This is a genomic window from Bradyrhizobium sp. AZCC 1577 (assembly GCF_036924575.1).
Taxonomy (GTDB): domain Bacteria; phylum Pseudomonadota; class Alphaproteobacteria; order Rhizobiales; family Xanthobacteraceae; genus Bradyrhizobium.
Map to the genome: position 1 here is coordinate 3,674,346 of NZ_JAZHRQ010000001.1, position 17,489 is coordinate 3,691,834.

The following is a 17,489-nucleotide window of genomic DNA, read 5'->3' on the forward strand; positions in this document are numbered from 1 at the left end:
GCCTTTTGGATGGTTGTTGGTGGTCCGACTGACGACATCGGCCGGATCGGTGAAGAATTCGTCAGAGGAGGTCGATGGTGACGTTGAGATTGCCGCGGACAGCCTTGGAGTAAGGACAGGTCTCGTGTGCTTCGTTGATGAGATCGCGTGCAACGTCGCGATCGAGCCCCGGCAGGCTGACATTGAGACGTGCTCTGAGGGAGTAGGCGCCAGCGGCCAGGATCAAGTCGATCTCCGCATCGATCGCGCACTTCTTGGGAAGAGGGATTTTCCTCTTTCGGGCCGCGATTTCCATGGCGCCTTCGAAGCAGGCCGACCAGCCGGCGGCGAACAACTGCTCCGGATTCGTGCCGACACCTGCGCCACCGGGAGGCGAGAGCCTCACATCCAGACGGCCATCGCAACTACGGGACACGCCGTCCTCCCGTCCCCCGGTGGTATGGGTCCGAGCTGTGTAGAGCACTTTTCCGGATGGGGGCATGACGGTCTCCTTCACAACAACAGCAACCTTCGGCGAGGCGCCCAATTGCCCTAGCAGCCGTCCCGGCAGGACGCCCGTTTACGTTTGTGAGAAGTTGTGAGACCCGTTGCTGCTACGAAATTTCTCGCGGCGGGACGAACTGACGCACACAAGCATTAGCGCTGCGTGAGGATCCACCACCCGATCCCCTTGCTGGAACCCGGCTTGCGGGAGGTCTGCACGTGCGTTCTGATCTCGATGCAAAGGCGATCTTGCTCGATCGCGGTCCGCTGGCTATCCGATGCGTTGAAATCGAAGAGATTGCGCAATGACCAAGTTGACCGAGCCCGCGCCGGGGGCGCTATCGTTCGGGCCATTTACCGTGAGGCCTCATGAGAGACTTCTGACACGTGACGGCGTCGCACTGACGTTGGGGGCCAGAACTTTCGATGCCCTGATCGCCCTTGTGTCGCGTCCCAATGAAGTCGTGAGCAAATGGGATCTGATGGCCTGCATTTGGCCTGGCGCCACCGTAGAGGAAGCGAACCTGCGCTTTCATATCGCTGCGCTCCGAAAGGCATTGGGTGATGGCAAGAACGGCGCGCGTTACATCACCACCTTGTCGGGACGAGGCTATTGCTTTGTGGCGCCGGTCTCGCAAACGGCGCTCCCGGCGCCTGGGCGCTCGGCGCCGAAAGTGGAAACGTCATCCGCCAAGCTGCCAAATCGGCTCCAACGGATGGTTGGGCGGGCAGATGCGGTCGTCGCGCTTTCAGAGAAGCTCATCGCTTCACGCTTTGTCACGATCGTCGGTCCGGGCGGCGTGGGGAAGACCGCCGTTGCGGTGACCGTCGCTCACGATTTGCTTGAGAATTTTTCCCATGCCATCCACTTCGTGGATCTTGGCGCTCTCAGCAATCCCGATCTCGTGACCACCTCGCTCCTGCTCATGCTTGGATTGCCAGTTCAGGCCGACGATCCGGTGCCGGCCCTGCTTGCCCATTTGCACGACAAAAAGATGCTGCTGGTTCTGGACAATTGCGAGCACGTCATCGCTGCTGTCGCCCCCTTGGCTGCGAGAATATTTCAAGCCGCGCCGCTGGTTCACATTCTGGCTACAAGCCGGGAATCTCTAAGGGTTGAGGGCGAGCAGGTCTATCGATTGGCGCCTCTTGCCGTTCCGCCGGATGTCCCCGGCCTGACTGCCGCTGTTACCCGTAACTATCCCGCGGTTCAACTGTTCCTGGAGCGCGCAACAGCCGGTGGTGCACGCATCGAGCTCAACGATTCCAATGCTGCGATTGTCGCTAACATTTGCAGGAAGCTAGACGGCATGGCGCTGGCGATCGAGTTGGCCGCAGGCAGGGTCGAAGCCTACGGCTTGCAGCAAACCGCGGAGCTTCTGGATGAGCGCCTGAGCCTGCTATGGCAGGGTCAGCGAACCGCTCTGCCGCGGCAGAGGACATTGCGGGCCACGCTGGATTGGAGCTACGAACTCTTGTCCGATCTTGAGCGCCTCGTGCTCCGCAGGCTCGCGATCTTCGCCGGGCATTTCACGATCGATGCGGCGCTTGAGGTTGTGCCGGACGAATGCGTTGACCGATCCGTTCTGTTTGACGCCATCGACAGCCTTGTCGCAAAATCGATGGTCGCACCACGTCCCATCGGCGCCATGATGCGCTATCGCCTCCTGGATACCACGAGAGCTTACTTGCTTGAGGTGCAGATCAACGACGCCACGCTCGCCGCCCGCCATGCCACTTACTACCGACGCTGGATGGAGCATGCCGGCGAAAAATGGGAGACATTGCCGAGCCCAGACGAACGAGCGATTCACTTTTCAGCCCTTCACAATGTGCGCGCTGCGTTGGAATGGTGCTTCGGCGCCGACGGCGACATCCAGATTGGCATCGGGCTTACGGCTGCGGCGGCACCCATCTTTCTGGCGATGTCGCTCCTTGTCGAATGTCGCCGCTGGTCGGAGCGGGCTCTCCTGTCGATAGATTACCTCCCACGTGGCAGTGTCGACGAAATGCACATCCAGGCGGCCTTAGGACTGACCCTGATGTTTACGCTCGGAAGTAGCGAAGCCGCGCGCGCGGCGTTGAGCAGGAGCCTCGAGATTGCCGAGGAGCGTGGTGACGACCTGAACCAACTCCAACTGCTCGGCCGGATGCACATCTTCCACGAGCGCATGGGGCAGTTCGATGCCGCCCTGCGATATGCGCAGCGGAGCCTGGTGGTGGCCAAAGTCCTCAGAGAACCTGCCGCTGTCGCTCTGGCGCATTCCTTGTTGGGGGTCTCGCTCCATCTGGCTGGTCATCATCGCGAAGCGCTGAAGATGCTTGAAGTCGTGTTGGAGGGGCCCGGTACGGAACGGATCAGCACGGTTTATGGCTTCGATCATGGAAATCGTGCCAACATAACCCTCGCGAGGGAACTCTGGTTGCAGGGCCACCCCTCGAACGCACTGCAACTGGCGCGGCAGACTGTCGCCGAGGCCGCACAGATGGATCACCCCATAACGCTATGCATTGCGCTGATCTGGGCGGTCTCCATTTTTCTTTGGACCGGAGATCTCGAAACCGCGGAAGAGAGTATCGATCGATTCATCGCTCTCGCCCGGTCGAGATCCCTTGGGCCTTACCTTGCGGTAGGGAAAGGCGTGAAAGGCGAACTGGCTGTCCTGCGGGGTAATGCCAAGGACGGTGTGCAGACGATAATGGGCTGCCTTCAAGAGCTGCACGAAGCAGGCTATGAACTGCTCACGACGACTTTTAACATTGCGCTGGTTCAAGGTCTTCTGTCACTCGGCCAATTCGAGCAAAGCGCAGTTTTGATCGATGACGCGATAAACCTGGTCAACCAAAACGGAGATCGCTTCTACATGCCCGAACTGCTGCGAATGAAAGGGAAGGCCTTGCTTTCCCTGCCGCAGCCGAAAAGCGATGACGCAGAGAGCTGTTTCATGGAATCGCTCGAACTTAGCCGTCGTCAGCGTGCGGTAGCTTGGGAGTTGCGGACCGCGATCGATCTTGCGGAGCTTTTCGCTGCGCGCGACCGACGCAAAGAAGCAAGACTATTGCTGCTACCCGTGCTCGAGAAATTCGTGGAGGGCTCGGATACTGCGGATATCAGAGCCGCCAAGCAACTGCTGGAGATATTGTGAAGGCCGCAACGCTCCACTTACCCGGATGTTATTGTCCGCGGGCGCCGGGTTTCGTTCAACTGATTTTGAAAATATGCGCCAACGGGTGACGCTACGCCGGCACGCGGCCGCCGAAGAACGGCATCAGCGCCCGGCTCAGCGTGTGCGGTCGGTTGGACGTGAAGATCATCTCAGCTCCGACGTCATCGCTTTGCCGGCCTGGCGACCCCAGCAGTTCGGACACGCGCCGGGCGATCGCGGGTGCTGGGTCGATCCAGTCGACCGGCCACGGCGCAAGCTTGGTCAACCGGTCGAGCAACAGCGGAAAGTGGGTGCAGGCCAGCACGACGGTGTCGGTGCGATGCTCGCCACTGCCGACAAAGCAGGGGGCAAGCTCCGCCGCAATATCCTCGTCGCGCACGTCGTTGCCGCTGAGTGCGGATTCGGCGAGAGAGGCGAGTTCCGCCGATCCCACCAGCGTCACTTCGCAGCCTTGCGCGAAATCATCGATCAGGCGCCTGGTGTATTCGCGCTTGACGGTGCCCTTGGTGCCGAGCACCGAGACGCGCTTGGTCTTCGAGCTGGAGCAGGCCGGCTTGATGGCAGGCACGGTGCCGACGAACGGCACGCTATAGGCGCTGCGCAGATGCGACATCACGAGCGTGGAAGCGGTGTTGCATGCAATCGCCACCAGGGCCGGAGCGTGGCGTGTGATCAACTCGCCGACCAGCGGCACCACGCGGGCGATGATCTCTTCCTCGCCGTGATGGCCATAGGGAAAGAACGCGTCGTCGGCGACATAGACGTAGTGCGCATCGGGCCGGGCACGGACGATCTCGCGCAGGACCGTGAGGCCGCCAAGGCCGGAGTCGAAGATGAGGATTTTCGGCGGTGATGACACGCTGCGACCTTAGCCGATTTGCGGTTACCGTTAGGTTGCTTCGAGGGTGCCGGCGGGAGTCACGGCGGTTGTGACAACTTGGAAGCATTTAATTCGGCTTGGCAAGGCCGGAAAACTGCTGGTTTGGCCACCCAGGAGGCCAAAAGGCGGGGCCCGACCGCCGGCCGGCGAAGGCGGCGCGCCCCGCGCCGGCGCAATAGTCAGCTCTCGCCGAACACGCGCTTGAAGATCGTGTCGACGTGCTTGAAGTGATAGCCGAGGTCGAACTGCTCCTCGATTTCGGCATCGCTCAGGTGCTTCTTCACGTCGGGGTCCTTTTTCAGCAGCGTCTGGAAGTCGCCTTCGCCGCGCCAGACCGGCATGGCGTTGCGCTGGACGTATTTGTAGGCGTCCTCGCGGCTGGCGCCCTTCTGCGTCAGCGCGATCAGAAGCCGCTGCGAATGCACGAGACCGCCGAGGCGGTCGAGGTTCTTCTGCATGTTGGCGGGATAGATCAGGAGCTTCTCGATCAGGCCGGCAAGCCGCATTAGCGCGAAGTCCAGCGTCACGGTGGCGTCCGGTCCGATCATGCGTTCGGCAGAAGAATGCGAGATGTCGCGTTCGTGCCAGAGGGCGACGTTTTCCATCGCCGGCATCGCATAGGCGCGCACCATGCGCGACAGGCCGGTCAGATTTTCCGACAGCACCGGGTTGCGCTTGTGCGGCATGGCCGACGAGCCCTTCTGGCCCTCGGAGAAGAATTCTTCGGCCTCCAGCACCTCGGTGCGCTGCAGGTGCCGGATTTCGATGGCGAGCCGCTCGACCGAAGAGGCAATCACGCCAAGCGTCGCAAAATACATCGCATGCCGGTCGCGCGGGATCACTTGCGTGGAGATCGGCTCCGGCTCCAGCCCCATCGCCTTGGCGACATGCTCTTCCACGCGCGGATCGATCTGCGCAAAAGTGCCGACGGCGCCCGAAATCGCGCAGGTCGCAACTTCCTTGCGGGCGGCGACCAGCCGCTCGCGGGCGCGGGAGAATTCCGCATGGGCATAAGCGAGCTTGAGCCCGAACGTCACAGGCTCGGCATGGATGCCATGGGAGCGGCCGATGGTCGGCGTCATCTTGTGCTCGAAGGCGCGCTTCTTCAGCGCGGCCAGCACCTTGTCGAGGTCCGATATCAAGAGGTCCGCGGCGCGGGTGAGCTGCACGTTGAGGCAGGTGTCGAGCACGTCGGAGGAGGTCATGCCCTGGTGGACGAAACGCGCCTCGGGGCCGACGATTTCGGCCAGATGGGTCAGGAAGGCGATGACGTCGTGCTTGGTCTCGCGCTCGATCTCGTCGATCCGTGCCACGTCGAACGTCGCATGCTTGGCCTTGGCCCAGATCGTCTTCGCCGCCTCCTTGGGGATCACGCCGAGTTCCGCCAGCGCATCAGCCGCATGCGCCTCGATCTCGAACCAGATCTTGAAACGCGTCTGCGGCTCCCAGATGGAAGCCATTTCCGGGCGGGTATAGCGGGGGATCATCGACAACTCCAAGGCGGGCAGGCGAGGCGCGCGAGGCGGCTCCCGGCCGATTTGTTTTTACGCCGTGCTTTAGCAAATCGTTCCGGGGGAGGCCACCCGTACGGCGGCCGCGAGCGGGGAAAACCGGGCCTTTGCAAGGGCCTGGCCGGACGAAAACCGGGCCCGCCGCTACAGGCTGGCCAGTCCGCATTCCACAGCCAGGCGGACAAGCTGCGCATCCGTCCGCATGCCGGTCTTGGTCTTGATCAAATAATGGTAGTTCTGCACGGTCTTGATGCTGAGATTGAGATTTGAGGCGATCTGCTCGGTGGTCGCGCCGGCGGCCAATTGCCTGAGGATCTCGATTTCCCGCTCGCCTAGCTGATCGAGCAGCGATCCCGAGGGGGAGAGGCTTTCCAGCGCCAGCACGCGGGCGATGTCGTCGCTCATCGCCTGTTCGCCGCGGACTAGCGAACGGATCGCCCGGATCAGCGCTGATGGGTCGGAGCCCTTCGTGACGTAGCCGTTCGCGCCGGCATTGAAGGCGGCCTTCACCTGCGCCGCCTCGCAGTGCATGCTGAAGACGAGAATGCGGGTGTCGGAGGAGCGGGCGCGAATATTCCTGATCGCCTCGAGCCCGCTGGCGCCCGGCATCGATATGTCCATGACCACGACGTCAGGCGCATGCGCCTTGAATGCGCGATAGGCGTCGGCAGCGTTTTCGGCCTCGGCCACCACCTGGAAATCGTCCTGGTGCTCCAGCACGCGCCGGTAGCCTTGCCGGACCACGGGATGGTCGTCTACGAGCAGGATCGAAATGCCTTTGGTCTGCGACGCGGTCATCAGGCTGCAAGCGGGATCGTGGCGGCCACGCTTACCCCGCGGTTCGCATCCGCGATCGACAGCGAGCCGCCGAGCGCGGCGACCCTCTCGCGAATGCCGGTCAGGCCAAAGCCGGGAGAGCGGGCCAGTTTGGCCGCATCGCCGCCACCGTCGTCCTCGACGTGGACTAGCAGCGCGTTTTCCGCGCCGGTGCGCCGCTCGATCCGCAGCACGATCACCCGCGCCGAACTGTGCCGCAAGGAATTGGTCAGGCACTCCTGGGCAACCCGATAGGCGGTCGCAGCGACGGCGCCGCGGACGTCGGCGAGATCGCCCTTGAGATCGAGCTGGATCATCGGCTGCGTCGCATTCCGCGAGCGCCAGCTATCGACGAGATCGACAAGGCAGGCCTCAAGCCCGAGTTCCTCGGCGGGCGGATGGCGCAAGCGGTTCAACGTATCGCGCAGGCACGCCATGATGCGATGGGTGGCTTGCGAGATCATCCGCGCGTCCTGCGCGACCTCGCTTCTCGCCTTTTCCCGCGCGCTGGTTGCTTCGATCGTGTTGGCGAAAGCGAGGATCGCCGTCAGGTTCTGTCCGAATTCGTCATGCAGTTCACGGGCAAGCGCCCGCCGCTCGTCGCTGCGGATTTCGAGCAGGCGCCGGGTCAGCGCGGCGCGTTCCTCCATGGACTGCGCGAGTCGATCGCCGAGATCGCCGACGGCCTGTCCGATCATGGCAAGTTCCATCGATCGGAAGCGGGGCAGTGACGTGCTGTATTGTCCGCGCGCCATCCGTTGCAGCGCCGCGACGATCTGCTGCGCCGGCGCAAGCGTGTGCGCAATTGCCAGCGAGGCAAGCAGCGCGATCGCCACCGCCATCAGCAGGGCGACGTGGATGTTGTCGAGGATGTGCTGCCAGGCGAGTGCTATGGCGGCATTTGGATCGGCAGCGGCCGAGACGCTGCCTGCGTTGGCCGCGCGGGCGCTGATCGGCCGGACGAACGCGGCGTGATCCCCAAGCAGTGTCTGCACGGTGGCCGCGAACCAGCGCGGCGGAGCTTGGCCGATTCCCTTGCTCTGTCCGCAAAGCGGCTTCTCGAACGCGCCCGCCGGCTCGAGCCGGACGCAGATACCCGGCGAGATCAGCCCCATCGTTTCGATGGTGCGCCATTCCGGCACCGGCAGCAGTTGCTCGCGCATCCTGTTGCTGCGCAACGTCAATTCGCGCCAGTAGAGCGCTTCCAGCGCCACCGAGACACGCTCGGCGGAAGCGGCCGTGGCACGATCGACGCTGCGATGCGCGTCGATCGTCGCCCAGATAGTCGCCGCTCCCAGGCACAGGATGACCACGAGAAACAAGCGGGCAACGAGCTGAAGCACGAGGCGCATGCGATCACTCCCGAAGGTGCGGATAAGCGTAACAGCACCGCCAACCCGTGCCAATGCAGTGCGTTCCAATTCGGGAAAATTTCCCAACCAACCGTGGGCATATGTCTTTGGACGCGGTCGTGACCGCTGGTCTATCAAAGCCAAGGGACGTGCTTGCAGGCGGCCTTCCGGCCGCGGCGCGCCATTCCAGGGAGCTGACGCAGCATGAGTGCAACGGCTGGCGCCGAGACCGCATCGTCCGGCGCGGATACGTCGGAACGCAGCGTTCTCCTGTTGTGGATGATTTTCACCGGGCTCTCTGTTTTCGCCGTGGTCGTCTTATGGCGATACGGGTTGCTCCATCTGATGATCATTTCAGACCGCACCTACATTTCGAGCGTCATTGCTGTCCTCTACATCGTCACTTGCTTCCATTGCTTCTGGCGGACGCGCGCGATCGCGCGCGAAGGCGAGATCACGCGACGCTGCCGCGCGATCCTGTCGGTCCCGGGCGGCGCAAGGGGGTTGGACGAGGATGCACGCGCCTTGCCGGGCGGGCTGGTGACGGATCACATCCGCAGCCTGGTGCAGAAGGCCAGCGCACAGGCTGCCGGGCGCATCGACCAGACGCTGCTGCTCCGCTCGCTCGCCGACCGGCTGCGTGGCTCCAACGGATTTGGCGCGTTCGTGTCCGACACGCTAATGAAGCTCGGGCTGCTCGGCACCATCATCGGCTTCATCATCATGCTGGCGCCGATTGCCACCCTCGATGCGGCCGACAAGGTCGCGATGAAATCATCGATGGGCCTGATGAGCGACGGTATGGCGGTGGCCATGTACACGACGCTAGCCGGCCTGATCGGCTCCATCCTCGTGAAGATCCAGTACTACATGCTGGATGCCGCGACCCAGCGGGTATTTTCCGATGCCGTCATGCTGACCGAGACGCACGTCACCCCGGCCCTGGAACGCCATCTTGGAACGCCGGCATGATGGATGATTTCGGTCTCTATCCGCGCGAGGAGGCCTTCGATCCGCTGGGCGTCATGCTGTTCAAGGCGCTTCAGGTGATTGCGTTCCTGTTCTTCCTGGCGCTGCTTGCGGTCTCGCCGGACGCGAAGGACGGCAAGATCGATTCCAAGGCCGAGTTCATCATCACGATGGACTGGCCGGACAATCATCCCGACGATCTTGATCTGTTCGTGCAGGACCCCGCCGGCAACATCGCCTGGTATCGCCACCGCGAAGCCGGTTTCCTCACGCTCGATCGCGACGACCGCGGCGGCGCCAACAATTTCATCATCGTCAATGGCAAGAAGATTGCGTCGCCGATCAGGGAAGAGATCGTCACCGTGCGCGGCATCGTCGCCGGCGAATACACCGTCAACGTCTCGCACTTCCAGGCGACGACCGGGCAGCCCGTCACGGTGAGCGTGAAAGTCCAAAAACTCAATCCGACCGCGCAGGTGATCTTCGACAACAAGCTGACGCTCGACCACACCGGCGAGGAAAAGACCGCGCTGCGGTTCTGGCTCGATGCCGAAGGCAAGGTGCTCGACGTTCAGCAGCGGCATAAGTCGCTGATGGAGACGTTCCGCAACGTCCGCGCCAATGGCGCGGATCTCGATCCGAAAACCGGCGTCAGGATGCCGCGCCGTGAGTAGCCTGCAAGATGTCGTCCTTACGCTCTCTCTCAGCTATGCGCTGATCGGCGCGCTGTTGCTGATTGTCCTAGTCTATGCGCGCTTGCCCTGGTCGGCCAAGGCAGTCGCCGTGGTGGTGACGAGCGCGTTCTACATTGCGAGCTTCATGGGCGTGCGCGGCCTGCTGGGGTGGGCCAGCATCGACAGGCTGCCCGCAAGCTTCAAGCTGTTGCAGGCCCGGATCGTGGAGCCGCACTCGCTGGAAGGCGATCCGGGCTCGATCTATCTCTGGGTCGAAACGCTCGACGACGGCAACCGGCCGAGCGGTGTGCCAAGGGCCTTTCGCATTCCCTATAGCGACAAACTCGCGCAGAAGACCGACAAGGCGGCCAGTGAGATCGCCGCTGGCCGGCCGCAAGGCGGCCGCGCCGCCGATTTTGGCGATGGCGGGGGCCGCCTGCTCGAAGCCGCCCGGGAGTACATCATGCCCACGGCGATCATAGATACGTCGGGAGGCGACCCCTCCACGGGCGGCGGATTGGCCGCGGCTCCCCGCGACGGCGACGGAGTGTCGTTTACGCCGCTGCTCCCGCCGCGGATGCCGCCCAAGGACGAGCAGTAGGCTTGGGGCGGGGGTCTCCGGAAGCCAGTCAATCACGGATTATTGACTGACAGATATTGAAATCTGTCAGCGAGAGATGCTATATCCATTGCCGACGCCGGTACTGGGCGTCACCCGGCTCGTTGGCCCGGAGCCCGGGGACTTGCAAAGGACTACGCCATGACTGCCCATCTCATTCATCTCACCGCCCAACTCCAGCGCTGGCTCAATCAGAGCGTCGCCCGCCATCTGGCCGCCCAGGCCGAGCGATTGGAACCGGTGAAACATTAATCCGCCAAAGGATTTACAACGCGGATCGCAAGGGGATTAGAATGACCACCCGTCACATCGTTTCGCAGGTGCGCGCATGAACGAAGTCGTGGTTCTGACCCCCGAACGGATTCTGGAGGTTACCGAGGACGTTCTGCGCCGCTACGGGCTGGCCAAAGCAACGGTGGTGGACGTTGCCCGGGCGCTCGATGTCAGCCACGGCAGCGTCTATCGCCATTTTCCCAGCAAGGCTTCGCTGCGCGAGGCGGTGGCCAAGCGCTGGCTCGACCGTCTCAGCGCGCCGCTCCTGAAGATCGCAGAAGCTTCCGGCCCGGCGCCCGCCCGGCTGGAGAAGTGGCTGCGCACGATGTTCTCGATCAAGCACAAGCGGCTCAGCGACGATCCCGAGATGTTTGCGACTTACCTGGCGTTGGCGCGGGAGGCCTGCAGATCCGTGAGCTGCCACAAGGACTGCCTGGTCGATCAGATTGCCCGGATCCTCTCCGACGGCGTGAAGCAGGGTGAGTTCGAGGTCGCCGACATCATGGTTTCGGCGCGCGCCATTTTCGACGCCACCAGCCGCTTCCACCATCCCGCCCATGCCGAGGAATGGAACGAGCCGGGTGCCCCGGCACGGATCGATGCGCTGCTGGCGCTCGTGCTCAAGGGGCTGGAAGCACCGCGCAAGCACTGACGATCCTTCTGAAACCGACTTGCAAGACAAAGCCCGTTTTCCCGCCATCGGAAATCCACTCGCGCGAAAGGCATCCTGCCTGTCGACTGTTCCGCATATGATGCTTTGGCAAATCTCATGGGTCCGCTTATCTCTTGGGGGACTGGAGCAAGCGCATGAAGCAGTGTCCGGGCCAGCAGAAGCGCGGAGGTGCGAGCAAATCCGGCGACCTCGATCTGGCCCGTGAATATTATCGACAGCGCGCCTGGGCCGACGCTTACCAGGCGTTCTTGCGCGCCGACCAGGAAACCTCGCTAACTGCCGAAGCTCTCGAACTGCTGGCGATGACCGCATACTTGGTCGGCCGGGACGAGGATTATCTCAAGGCGCTCGAACGGGCCTACAATGCGCACCGGGATACTCCCCGGCGTCTTCGCGCCGTCCGTTGCGCGTTCTGGCTCGGCTTTCGCCTGCTAATGCGCGGCGAGATGGGCCGTGCGAGCGGCTGGTTTTCCCGTGCTCAACGTTTGCTGGAGCGTGACACGCGCGAATGCGCCGAGCGGGGCTATTTGCTGCTGCCGGTCGTCGAGCAACGCCTCGGATCTGGTGAGTACGAGGCCGCGTTCGCCGCTGCAGCCGAGGCCGCCGCAGTCGGCGAGCGCTGTGGCGACCCGGACCTCGTCGCCTGTGCCCGCCACCAGCAGGGCCGCATACGACTGCAGCAGGCGCAGCTCGGAGCCGGACTCGCGCTCTTGGATGAGACCATGGTCATGGTCACTGCTGGAGAGCTGTCGCCGCTGGTGACTGGCTTGATGTATTGCAGCGTGATCGCGGCCTGTCAGCAGGTATACGCACTCGACCGAGCCCGCGAATGGACAGGCGCCCTGGCGCGGTGGTGCGAGGGCCAGCCCGATATGGTCGCCTTCGCCGGGGTTTGCCAAGTGCATCGCGCGGAGATCCTGCAGTTACAGGGCGCCTGGCCTGAGGCGATCGAGCAAGCGCGGCGCGCCTGCGCGCGCTCGCAGGGCTTCGACCGGCGGGCTGCCGCCGGAGCGCTCTACCAGCAGGCAGAGGTCCATCGTCTGAAAGGGGAGTTTGCAGCGGCTGAAGAGGCGTATCGAGGCGCGAGCCAGCTTGGCCTGGAGCCCCAGCCGGGCTTAGCGTTGCTGCGCCTTGTGCAGGGACGCACCGATGCGGCCGCCACCGCCATTCGCCGCGTCGCAGGCACGACGGTGAGCCGCCTGAAACGCATGGGTTTGCTGCCCGCCTATATCGAGGTCACGTTGGCCGCCGGTGACGTTCAGGACGCACGCAACGCCTGCCGAGAACTCGAGGACATTGCGCGGAGCTTCGATACGAGCGTGCCGGATGCAATTGCCGCGCAGGCCTGCGGAGCGGTGGACCTCGCCGAAGGGGACGCGCGGGCCGCACTCGGTTCGCTGCGCCGTGCCTTCGAAGTGTGGCAGGGGATCCCGGCGCCCTACGCGGCTGCGCGCGTGCGCGTGCTGATCGGACAGGCCTGCCGCGCCCTCGGAGACGAGGACGCTGCCGATCTGGAGTTCGACGCGGCCCGGACCATTTTCGAGCGTTTAGGTGCCGGCCCCGATCTCACGCAGATCGGCTCACTGACGAAGGGCGTCGCTTGCAGCAATGTGCATCGCCTGACCCCGCGTGAGCTTGATGTTCTCCGCCTGGTCGCCGCCGGCGAAACCAACAAGGCGATTGCTGGCAGGCTCTCCCGAAGCGAGAAGACCGTCGACCGGCACGTCAGCAACATCCTCGCCAAGCTTGATGTCCCCTCGCGAGCCGCGGCGGCGGCCTTTGCGTGCCGACACAAGCTGATCTGAACACTGAGATTAAGGTCGAAGGTTTCGATCAGCTTCGGACGGTCAAACAGGCGAGCCGGACGCGGCTTCCGGGCGCAACCACGAGAGCCTTTCGCCTGCAAACGCCTCTCCCGTGGGCTTGAGCTTCTCGGGTTCTTCGAACGCGCCGAGATGAAAGTGCGTCTCATTGGGCCGTCGATGGTTCGCGCAGGTCAGGGTCGAGCCGCACCTTGCGCAGAAGCCGCGCTCCACGCCCGGTGATGAATTGTATTTACTGATCGCTCCGCTTGTTACCGTGACGGCGGAGTCGTCGAAGGCAACGAAGACGGATGCCGGCGCCCCGGTATGGCGCCGGCAACTCTCGCAGTGGCACCACAGGACCCATTTCGGGCGCCCAGCCGCACGGAAGCGTACGGCACCGCAGAGACAACGCCCCTCGAATGTATCGCTCATATCGTTTCTCCTTCCCGGCGGCTTGCCGCCGGCTTTAACACGTCGCGATCGTGCCATACCTACGGCGCCCGCGAATGGGGAAGATCACCCATACGATTGCAAGGGCCTGATTGGGGCGTTCTCCCGAAGCGCCTGCTCCCGTTTCTCTCTAGCACCACAGCAATGGTACGCCGCGGATCCGCGATGCGCCGAGCCCGCGTCTGATTTGTCAGCACAAGGAGAGAGCCGCGATGACCAAAGCATTCGACGCAATCGTAGTGGGCGCCCGCTGCGCGGGATCGCCGACCGCAATGCTGCTGGCCCGGAAAGGATATCGGGTTCTCGTGGTCGACCGCGCAACTTTTCCGAGCGACACGGTCTCTACGCACATCTTGCATCCCTTTGGCGTAAGTGCCCTGTCCAGTTGGGGCCTTCTCGATCGTCTGACTGCGACCGGGTGCCCGCCGATCGACAGCTATGCTTTCGACTTTGGTCCTTTCACGATTGTGGGCGCGCCAGGCACGAGTGAAGCTCCGGTTGCGTACTGTCCGCGCCGCACGATACTCGACAAGCTGCTCGTCGATGCTGCGGCTCAGTCCGGCGCGGAAGTTCGCGAAGGCTTCGCCGTGGATGAAATCTTGATCGAGGACGGACGGGCGGTCGGCATCAAGGGCCGCTCGAAGCATGGCGGCCCTATCGCCGAGCGCGCTGAAATCGTCGTCGGCGCCGACGGCAGACACTCGTTCGTGGCCGAGGCGGTCCGGCCAGAGCACTATGACGAGAAACCCATTCTGCTCGTCGCGTATTACACCTACTGGAGCGGACTACCGATGTTCGGCAAGTTTGAGCAATATATCCGTGACGGGACCGGATTTGCCGCCGCTCCAACCCATGACGGGCTGACGATGGTGATCGTCGGTTGGCCATACGCAAGGTTCGACGATTGCAAGAAGGACATCGAAGGGAATTACCTGAAGACCATCGCGTTGGCGCCGGCGTTCGCCGATCGCCTGCACGAAGCCAAGCGGGAAGCGCGCTTCGTCGGTGCGGCGGTGCCGAACTACTTTCGCAAGCCCTACGGCCCCGGCTGGGTGCTCGTGGGCGACGCGGGCTACAACCGGGACTTCATCACCGGACAAGGAATCATGGACGCCTTCCATGACGCCGAGCTCTGCGCGGTCGCGCTCGACAGGGCCTTCTCGGGAGCGCAGCCGTTCGACGCGGCGATGAGCGAGTACCATCGCGCGCGCGATACACGGGTGGCGGCAATGTATGAATTCACCTGCATGCTGGCGACGCTGGAACCACCGCCACCGGATATGCAGCACCTCCTTGGCGCGATTCACGGCAATCAGAAAGCTATGGATGCGTTCGCGCGGATGAATGCCGGAACAATATCGCCCGCTGAGTTCTTCGCGCCGGAAAACGTCAATGCGATTACGGCCGCTTAGGACGTAACGCCGCGATCAGACGGCGCGTGCGTTCAGTCGAGTGTCTGGACCGGAGGCAGCGTTGTGCCGGAGCGCGGCGGGTTCGGCACGGGATAGCTGGTGACGCGGCTGCTCCGTTCGGCCTGACCGGCGGAATTGGATGCGGGGCCTACCGCTTCCGCCCTGGCGCCTCGCACGCTGTCCCTTGAAGCCTGTCTGCGGTGCCGCGACGAGCGCGAGCCTTCCAGTCCCCACGAGCGCGATATCGAAGGCCCGGCCGTATAGCCGACGAAGGCGCCGGCGACAGCCCCGATCGGCCCCAGCACGACGGCGCCGGCCACGGCGCCGAGGGCCGCGTCGCCTGCGCGCTGCGCGAGCGCGGCAGAGGGCGCGAGTACCAGGAGCATTGCGGCTGTGATGAACGCCTTGATCATATTTCTGTCCCGTCCGTGGAAGGCGGGATGCTGGTCCGCGTTTATGGCGAGATGCGTGAAGCTTTGTGGCCGGAGCGTGGACTTTCGGGTTCCATGGCTCACTGCGCGCCCGAGTGTGGCTTTCCTGCCGACTCTTTTTCGACGATATCGCCGTCGCCCCTGCGAACGCAGGGGCCCATACGCCGCGGCCGGCGGAATGGGCACTCGAGCGACGGCTACGTTTTCAACAATGTAGGCTGGTGGGTATGGGTTCCTGCGTTCGCAGGGACGACATTGCGGCGCTAGACCGCTTCGCCGCGCGCCAGCGCCGCCGCGTTGCGGATCGCGGATATGTTGGCTTTGTAGCTGTCCACAGTGCCGCCTTTGAACACCGCCGAGCCCGCGACCAGCGCATTGGCACCGGCTGCGGCCAACTGGCCGGCGACATCAGGACCGACGCCGCCATCGACCTCGATGTCGATCGGACGTCCCGCGGCCATAGCCCTGACGTCGCTGACCTTGCTAAGCGCGGATTTGATGAAGGCCTGGCCGCCGAAGCCGGGATTGACCGACATCACAAGCACCAGATCGATCAGGTCGATAACATATTCGATCGCGCTCGCCGGCGTGCCCGGATTGAGCGAGACGCCGGCCTTCTTGCCGAGCGCGCGGATTGCCTGCAGCGAGCGGTGCAGATGCGGGCCGGCCTCGGCGTGGACGGTGATGTGATCGCAGCCGGCCTTGGCAAACGCTTCGAGGTAGGGATCGCAGGGCGAGATCATCAGATGCGCGTCGAAAATCTTCTTGGTATGCGGGCGCATCGCCTTGATGACATCGGGGCCGTAGGAAATGTTCGGCACGAAATGTCCGTCCATCACGTCGAGATGGATCCAGTCAGCGCCCGCCGCGTCCACAGCGCGGACTTCCTCGCCGAGCTTGGCGAAATCCGCCGCCAGGATCGACGGTGCGATGACCAGGGGACGCGACACAAACTGCTGGGACATGTGCGTTTTCCCGAAAGGCTTGCGAGAAGGAGGAACGGCCCCGCGTAACATGCAGGAGGGCCCGGGGCAATGCGCGGCGCCGCCGTCTCCTGTGGGCGGAAAAATCTGCCGCGGCGGGCATCTATTGCCGACTTCGCTGGACCGGAAGGGGTGAAGGAAAGCCCAATTTTATTGGCTTTTTCTTCATGGCATGGCGCTTGCTGAGGAAAACGGAACACGAGCTGTGGGCCGCTTTACGCGCGGCATTGTTGGAGTTCCGCCATGTTCTTTGCTCTGGGCGCCGCGTCATCGGCCATCGATGCCCTCAAGGCGCTGACGTCGTCGAAATCGTCTGCGCCAACCACCGGCCTCAGCCAGAACTTCGCAAGCTTCGGCCAGTCGTCCCCGACTGCGCCGGCTTCGATCGGTCCAGAGGCAGGCTCAAGCAACGGCTTTTCGACGATATCGCCGGAAACCATGAGCGCGCTGCTTGACGCGCAAAGCCAGTCCTCGGGAGGATCGGGGACGGCCTTAAAGACCCGCCACGCCGCGCTGAGGGACCTGTTCGGGCAGATCGACGGCGACGGTGACGGCAAGATCAGCAAGACGGAATTCGAAGAGGCGCTTGGCGCGGGCGGCACCAACATTGGGCAGGCCGATAGCGTGTTCGGAAAACTCGATCAGGACGGCGACGGCTCGGTCAGCATCAAGGAGCTGGCATCGGCGCTCCGGCCCGACAAGGGCCATCATCGCGATCGCGATGAGGCGGGCGGTAGTGATGGATCAGGCTCCGATCCAGTCTCCCAGACATGGCAAGGTGCCACCACCACGACCGTCACCAACAGCGACGGTTCGGTAACGACGTCGCTGACCTATGCGGATGGCTCGAAAGTGGCGATGACGTCGCCGGCTTCCGGAAGCTCGTCCGCATCAGCGACATCGTCCTACAATTTCATCGAGCAGATGATTCAGCGCGAAGCCAAGGCGATTGCGTCCGCGGCCACCGCCTCGCTCTCGGTCAGCGCCTGAG

Annotated in this window: 16 protein-coding genes; 8 read left to right on the top strand and 8 right to left on the bottom strand. The window is 63.4% G+C overall.

Annotated features, from left to right (window positions below):
• Nucleotides 1-61: 61 nt before the first annotated feature.
• Complete coding sequence (locus tag V1278_RS17060; protein ID WP_334363597.1) at nucleotides 62-481, bottom strand: organic hydroperoxide resistance protein; 420 nt, start codon at nucleotides 479-481, stop codon at nucleotides 62-64.
• A 307-nt stretch (nucleotides 482-788) separates the two neighbouring features.
• Here V1278_RS17060 and V1278_RS17065 point away from each other — a divergent pair, with 307 nt between their 5' ends.
• Complete coding sequence (locus V1278_RS17065; protein WP_334381629.1) at nucleotides 789-3,629, top strand: ATP-binding protein; 2,841 nt, start codon at nucleotides 789-791, stop codon at nucleotides 3,627-3,629.
• A gap of 91 nt (nucleotides 3,630-3,720) precedes the next feature.
• On the opposite strand, the gene murI is transcribed toward V1278_RS17065, so the two are convergent.
• From murI to V1278_RS17085, 4 genes are all read right to left on the bottom strand, one after another.
• Nucleotides 3,721-4,509, bottom strand: coding sequence for a glutamate racemase (murI, locus tag V1278_RS17070; protein ID WP_334381630.1), 789 nt, complete (start codon nucleotides 4,507-4,509; stop codon nucleotides 3,721-3,723).
• A 200-nt stretch (nucleotides 4,510-4,709) separates the two neighbouring features.
• Complete coding sequence (purB, locus tag V1278_RS17075) at nucleotides 4,710-6,017, bottom strand: adenylosuccinate lyase (RefSeq protein WP_334381631.1); 1,308 nt, start codon at nucleotides 6,015-6,017, stop codon at nucleotides 4,710-4,712.
• A 168-nt stretch (nucleotides 6,018-6,185) separates the two neighbouring features.
• Complete coding sequence (locus tag V1278_RS17080; RefSeq protein ID WP_334363590.1) at nucleotides 6,186-6,839, bottom strand: response regulator transcription factor; 654 nt, start codon at nucleotides 6,837-6,839, stop codon at nucleotides 6,186-6,188.
• Nucleotides 6,839-8,209: a histidine kinase gene (locus V1278_RS17085; protein WP_334381632.1), complete on the bottom strand. Its 1,371-nt coding sequence runs from the start codon at nucleotides 8,207-8,209 to the stop codon at nucleotides 6,839-6,841. Before V1278_RS17085 ends, V1278_RS17080 begins: the two co-directional genes overlap by 1 nt.
• A gap of 204 nt (nucleotides 8,210-8,413) precedes the next feature.
• Between V1278_RS17085 and V1278_RS17090 the strand changes: the two genes are divergently transcribed.
• From V1278_RS17090 to V1278_RS17110, 5 genes are all read left to right on the top strand, one after another.
• Nucleotides 8,414-9,181 (top strand): MotA/TolQ/ExbB proton channel family protein, encoded by a 768-nt coding sequence (locus V1278_RS17090; RefSeq protein WP_334381633.1) that lies wholly within the window; start codon nucleotides 8,414-8,416, stop codon nucleotides 9,179-9,181.
• Entirely contained in the window at nucleotides 9,178-9,852 is a 675-nt protein-coding gene (locus V1278_RS17095) for a hypothetical protein (RefSeq protein WP_334363587.1), read from the top strand. Before V1278_RS17090 ends, V1278_RS17095 begins: the two co-directional genes overlap by 4 nt.
• On the top strand, nucleotides 9,845-10,453 hold the full coding sequence (locus tag V1278_RS17100; RefSeq protein ID WP_334381634.1) for a hypothetical protein: 609 nt from the start codon (nucleotides 9,845-9,847) through the stop codon (nucleotides 10,451-10,453). Before V1278_RS17095 ends, V1278_RS17100 begins: the two co-directional genes overlap by 8 nt.
• A 346-nt stretch (nucleotides 10,454-10,799) precedes the next feature.
• Complete coding sequence (locus V1278_RS17105; protein WP_334363585.1) at nucleotides 10,800-11,396, top strand: TetR family transcriptional regulator; 597 nt, start codon at nucleotides 10,800-10,802, stop codon at nucleotides 11,394-11,396.
• A gap of 155 nt (nucleotides 11,397-11,551) precedes the next feature.
• Nucleotides 11,552-13,222 (top strand): LuxR C-terminal-related transcriptional regulator, encoded by a 1,671-nt coding sequence (locus tag V1278_RS17110; protein ID WP_334381635.1) that lies wholly within the window; start codon nucleotides 11,552-11,554, stop codon nucleotides 13,220-13,222.
• 42 nt (nucleotides 13,223-13,264) lie between these two features.
• Here the strand turns inward: V1278_RS17110 and V1278_RS36970 are convergent, their stop codons facing one another.
• Nucleotides 13,265-13,711, bottom strand: a complete 447-nt coding sequence (locus V1278_RS36970) for a GFA family protein (protein ID WP_442894634.1) — start codon at nucleotides 13,709-13,711, stop codon at nucleotides 13,265-13,267.
• Nucleotides 13,712-13,884: 173 nt separating this feature from the next.
• Between V1278_RS36970 and V1278_RS17115 the strand changes: the two genes are divergently transcribed.
• Nucleotides 13,885-15,084, top strand: coding sequence for an NAD(P)/FAD-dependent oxidoreductase (locus V1278_RS17115; RefSeq protein WP_334381636.1), 1,200 nt, complete (start codon nucleotides 13,885-13,887; stop codon nucleotides 15,082-15,084).
• A 32-nt stretch (nucleotides 15,085-15,116) separates the two neighbouring features.
• On the opposite strand, the gene V1278_RS17120 is transcribed toward V1278_RS17115, so the two are convergent.
• Together V1278_RS17120 and rpe are read right to left on the bottom strand one after the other, a co-directional pair.
• Nucleotides 15,117-15,497: a hypothetical protein gene (locus V1278_RS17120; RefSeq protein ID WP_334381638.1), complete on the bottom strand. Its 381-nt coding sequence runs from the start codon at nucleotides 15,495-15,497 to the stop codon at nucleotides 15,117-15,119.
• Between the two features lie 281 nt (nucleotides 15,498-15,778).
• The gene (gene rpe / locus V1278_RS17125) at nucleotides 15,779-16,480 is read right to left on the bottom strand and encodes a ribulose-phosphate 3-epimerase (RefSeq protein ID WP_334363579.1); all 702 of its coding nucleotides are present in this window, start codon (nucleotides 16,478-16,480) and stop codon (nucleotides 15,779-15,781) included.
• A gap of 261 nt (nucleotides 16,481-16,741) precedes the next feature.
• Between rpe and V1278_RS17130 the strand changes: the two genes are divergently transcribed.
• Nucleotides 16,742-17,488 carry an EF-hand domain-containing protein gene (locus tag V1278_RS17130; protein ID WP_334381639.1) on the top strand — a complete coding sequence of 249 codons (747 nt, stop codon included), beginning with the start codon at nucleotides 16,742-16,744 and terminating at the stop codon, nucleotides 17,486-17,488.
• Nucleotide 17,489: the final 1 nt, after the last annotated feature.